The sequence below is a fragment of the Cellulophaga sp. BC115SP genome (assembly GCF_009905545.1).
In the GTDB taxonomy this organism is placed as follows: domain Bacteria; phylum Bacteroidota; class Bacteroidia; order Cytophagales; family Spirosomataceae; genus Flectobacillus; species Flectobacillus rivi.
Window position 1 is genome coordinate 1 of sequence record NZ_JAAALB010000106.1, and the last position, 3,964, is coordinate 3,964.

Sequence of the window (3,964 nt, forward strand, 5' to 3'; positions counted from 1 at the left end):
AATGCATTGATGGTACATATTTTTGGAGCATTAGCAACTGCACTATTCCATTATATCTTTTAACCCAATATTCGCATATGTAAAATATTTTTATCTTTCAGTCACCACTGTTCCAAAAAGATTCCCAATATTTGATTTAATTCTTTCGAATTTCCCTAGAGATAACATTCTTTGGTTGATCCTAAGTCCATCAGCATAATCTTCAAAAATTCCCACATGTAATGGATGGTATTTCGAGGTAGACTTTACAAAGTCCATAAAGAATAATGGATCTAAGACTCCAAATTCAAGTCCAAAAACAAGAGAGACTTCTATATATTGTCCTGTCTCAATATTGTTAAAAGAACAATGAAAACCGTGAACATAGTATGTCCAATCCCTCACTTGTCCTTTTCCTCTTTTCTCTCTAATTAGTTGATTAAAAGTTTCAAGTGGAAAGTCCTTATTTAATTCGAGGTTCAGTTCATCAACTAGCTTATAAATCAACTCTTCTCCTAATTGTCGATAATCTTTGGCACATTGTTCAAAAAAGGCTTGATTATCCTCAATTTCTTTGTCTGTTATAAGCTTGGAAATATTGATTACTGGTTCAATGGTATGTATTCCAACTTGAAAGTCTAAAAGTTGATTTTTTAGATTTTGTCCGATTACTTCTCGTTGTGCTTGAACTTCTTTTTCAAAAACAAGTTTTAATGTCCGATTTCGCGGGATTGCTCTAATTGTTTCAAGTTTGGGAACTTGTTCTACTGTATGTATTGCTAATATTTCTGTAGTTCTATTCATGAGTTTTCAGAAGTTTGTAAGGCAGAAGGTGTATTGGTATCCTAAATTAGGTGTTGTTTTTAGTGTTTCGGACTATACAATCGAGTAGATTTTGAAGCATAATGCTCTAAGTTGGCACTTCAACTTAGGTTGAGTAGTGCCTGCATTATTCTTCGATATTCACCAACCAATGTTTTTTATTTATTTTCATTAATTCTTCTTTATAGGTCTGTTCATTTAAATACTTATAGCTATAATACTTCAATGGAATGGAATTAGGATAGTTGTTAAGCCCTTCGTCGATATATTTTTTTAATTCTAATTTATTATCAAATAAGTGTAACGTCTCAACTTTGTACACATAAACAAGTACTGGAATTTTATTATAAATGTCCAAAAACTCCTTTTCTAAATAATTAATAATATCTCTTTGTAATTCAGGATTTGATGCTTTTTGTTCAGATGATGTTGTAATAACGTCCTGATAAAACAGTAATACAGAAAATAAGTATATATTTTTCGATTTTTTGTTTTTTTGATATTCAATAATTTCTTTTAAAGTGCTTTTTTTAAATTCAGAGACATCATTTTGTAGGACTTCATCATACATTTTTTGTGCTAGATTGAAGCAAGTGGAATCACTTTTATCAACTTTCGAATTATTTTTAACTTTATCAAAAGTCTCTTCAACTATATTTTTTTTAGTTTGAGCAAAAACAGTTGAAGTCAAAAAAAGTGATATCAGAAATAGGTAAACTCTCATTTTTGTATTTGTTATTATTTACGTTTGTTTAGGTTAAATAGTACTAATGGTCATGACTAGTGGGAGGTAGAAACGTGGAGTTCAAATTTTCGAATATATTTTGGTGGAAGTGGTTTGTATGGAGGTCTTTGGGGTTGGAAAATGATTTAATTATTAGAAAAAAGGTATGTCATATTTATCTATGTTGAGTGTTTTTTATTCTTGCTCATTTCTGTTTTTGCTGCGTTTATATTTAACCTTATAAGCCCAAAGTATAGTTGTTATGATCATTAAAGAGGGAATTAAAAACAGTGTCCAATCACTGTGATTGTCTAATGGTTTGAATCCAATTTTGCTTTTCTTTAATATAATTAACTCCTTGTCTAAATTTTTAAGAATTGAGTTCTCCGTAAAGCTAATTTTCAATCTTATTTTAATTTTTTTCAGTTCTATATGTGCAGGTGAACTTAAAATATAGTCATAAGCAAAGTATGGATTATTCGCCACATTTAGGCTTCTTAAGTTCTCTGGAATGTCTGAAAATTTTGAAAATTCAGGAATGTCCCAATTGTGCATTCCACTGTAGGGAAGAATTTTATTAATTCTTAAAATATTTGTTTCTTGGCTGTTAACCTCTTCTGCATTTATTTCAATTTTGTGTATAAATATGCTTGTTTTTATGTGGTTAAAACTTATGCTTAATGTATAATCCAAGCTATCCTTTTTAGAAATATGCGTCGAAATTTTTGTAAGCCCAGTGTATAGATTTTCAATTATGCCTTTTGATGGATATTCATAATAGTCAATCTTTTTGAAGTGAATTACTACAATAAAAGATGTCAGAGTTAAAAAAGCATAGAAAAAAACATTAATTGTCTTCAGCATTTGGTTAGTTTGGTTATCAAATTAGATATTGTTAACGCTGTTTTGGCACATGGCGATGTCGAGTGTTTTTAGTGAATCCGCTCAATGTCCTATGCTTCGGATAAAGTTTTCTATCATTTATTCTGGGAAAACTGTCATTCCCAAATTGGATATTTTACATTTATTTTTACCAACGAAAGGCAAATATTAATGAGTCCAAATCATTCCTTGTGGGTTTATTTCCCAATGATACTTTTGTGCTTCACCAAATGTAGCAAAATCCATTTTTTGTCCAAGTATTATCTCTTTATAAGCCTGAAACATCTGGCTTGCAGCAATCGTGGGTTGCATTCGCCCAACTCCTGTGCAGAGCCCAGGTATTGCAACTGAAGAAATTCTGTCGTCAGCTTTTGCCTTGATTAAAATTGCCTTCATTGCAAGGTAGGCGTTTATTGAGGTGTCAATATTGAAATTGGTCGGAATACGCATTGTCGGTGCAGAAATGAGAAAAGGAACTATTTTATCGTATGTCTCTAAAACTAATGCTTGTCCAACTAAAAGTTCACCTTCAGGTAGTTCTTTAATAATTTTTTGCAACCTTTTTTCTAAGTCCCAGCCAAACCTTTCTGATAAGGCATAGTCAAGTCCGCCATCCATAAAACCAAACGAATTGGCTGGACTAACAATTGCATCGCATTCAATTTTAGTAATGTCACTCTCAACAACCGATACATTCTCTTCGTTACCGAAGAACTCAGTCCAAGCGTCAAGGAGTTTTGGAGCTAAATCTGTTAAAATAACTTTCATAATTAAAGGGTCTGCTTAAAGTGAGGCGCAACGTTTTGTTGCTTGATGAAGTGACGAATTTCAGCGCTCATAATTACCAGCAAAGAGGTAGCTTTTTAAAAACGCTTATTAACTACGAGTTTTCTTAAGTTTGTGTTTAATGATATGCCTAATAGTTCCTGTTTCAATTGTAGTCACCCCTTTTTAAAATTCAAACTTTAAGTCCCAAGATGGTTATACAAAACATGTCTATTAAAAATTCAATTTAGCACGTCAGCCCTGCTCTAACCAAACCAGTCTTGACAGTAGTTATTTTTTTCTCCAAAGTTTATACTTTAGTTGCCCGTAGCCGACGTCAATGCACCTATGCTCTGTGCTGTCAAATGTCAAACAATTAAGCTTATACAACTCTAATGTATCTTGATTGAATTTAAAACCATACCATTTAATATCTTTTTGAGAACTACCCAAACCAACTTGGTCAACTTGCATACCTTCGCCAATATAATCAATTATAGGTTTATAATAGTTGAAATTGCCAAACCCAACCAGTTGTCCGTTTGGTTTAAACACAATAGTCTTACCGTCTTTATTGGTGTATATACCTTTAAATAGAATCTCTTCTAAAATTTGTACTGTGTTTTGAGTTTTTACAGGGTTAATTTTTACAAAAGTTTTCTCACCAAGTTTTATTTTAGTTGTTGAAATAATATCAATGGTATTAAGTCGCTGCGTACTATACCCAGCTTTTTTAAGTAGGCATATTTTTTTGATAATGAGACATTTGCATTTTTATCCATCTTAAAAAGC

General features: G+C 31.7%; 4 protein-coding genes. All 4 read right to left on the reverse strand.

Annotated features, from left to right (window positions below; translation table 11 throughout):
* Positions 1-90: 90 nt before the first annotated feature.
* Complete coding sequence (locus GVN22_RS26855) at positions 91-783, reverse strand: hypothetical protein (protein WP_166554088.1); 693 nt, start codon at positions 781-783, stop codon at positions 91-93.
* A gap of 145 nt (positions 784-928) precedes the next feature.
* Complete coding sequence (locus GVN22_RS26860; RefSeq protein WP_166554089.1) at positions 929-1,525, reverse strand: hypothetical protein; 597 nt, start codon at positions 1,523-1,525, stop codon at positions 929-931.
* 195 nt (positions 1,526-1,720) lie between these two features.
* A complete protein-coding gene (locus GVN22_RS26865; RefSeq protein WP_166554090.1) occupies positions 1,721-2,389 on the reverse strand; it encodes a hypothetical protein in 669 nt (222 codons plus the stop codon).
* A gap of 186 nt (positions 2,390-2,575) precedes the next feature.
* Positions 2,576-3,175: a macro domain-containing protein gene (locus GVN22_RS26870; RefSeq protein ID WP_166554091.1), complete on the reverse strand. Its 600-nt coding sequence runs from the start codon at positions 3,173-3,175 to the stop codon at positions 2,576-2,578.
* Positions 3,176-3,964 lie beyond the last annotated feature (789 nt).

Coding starts and splice junctions, on each gene's coding strand:
- GVN22_RS26860 (WP_166554089.1), bottom strand. CDS start 1,525: ATGAGAGTTTACCTATTTCTGATATCACTTTTTTTGACTTCAACTGTT.
- GVN22_RS26865 (WP_166554090.1), bottom strand. CDS start 2,389: ATGCTGAAGACAATTAATGTTTTTTTCTATGCTTTTTTAACTCTGACA.
- GVN22_RS26870 (WP_166554091.1), bottom strand. CDS start 3,175: ATGAAAGTTATTTTAACAGATTTAGCTCCAAAACTCCTTGACGCTTGG.
- GVN22_RS26855 (WP_166554088.1), bottom strand. CDS start 783: ATGAATAGAACTACAGAAATATTAGCAATACATACAGTAGAACAAGTT.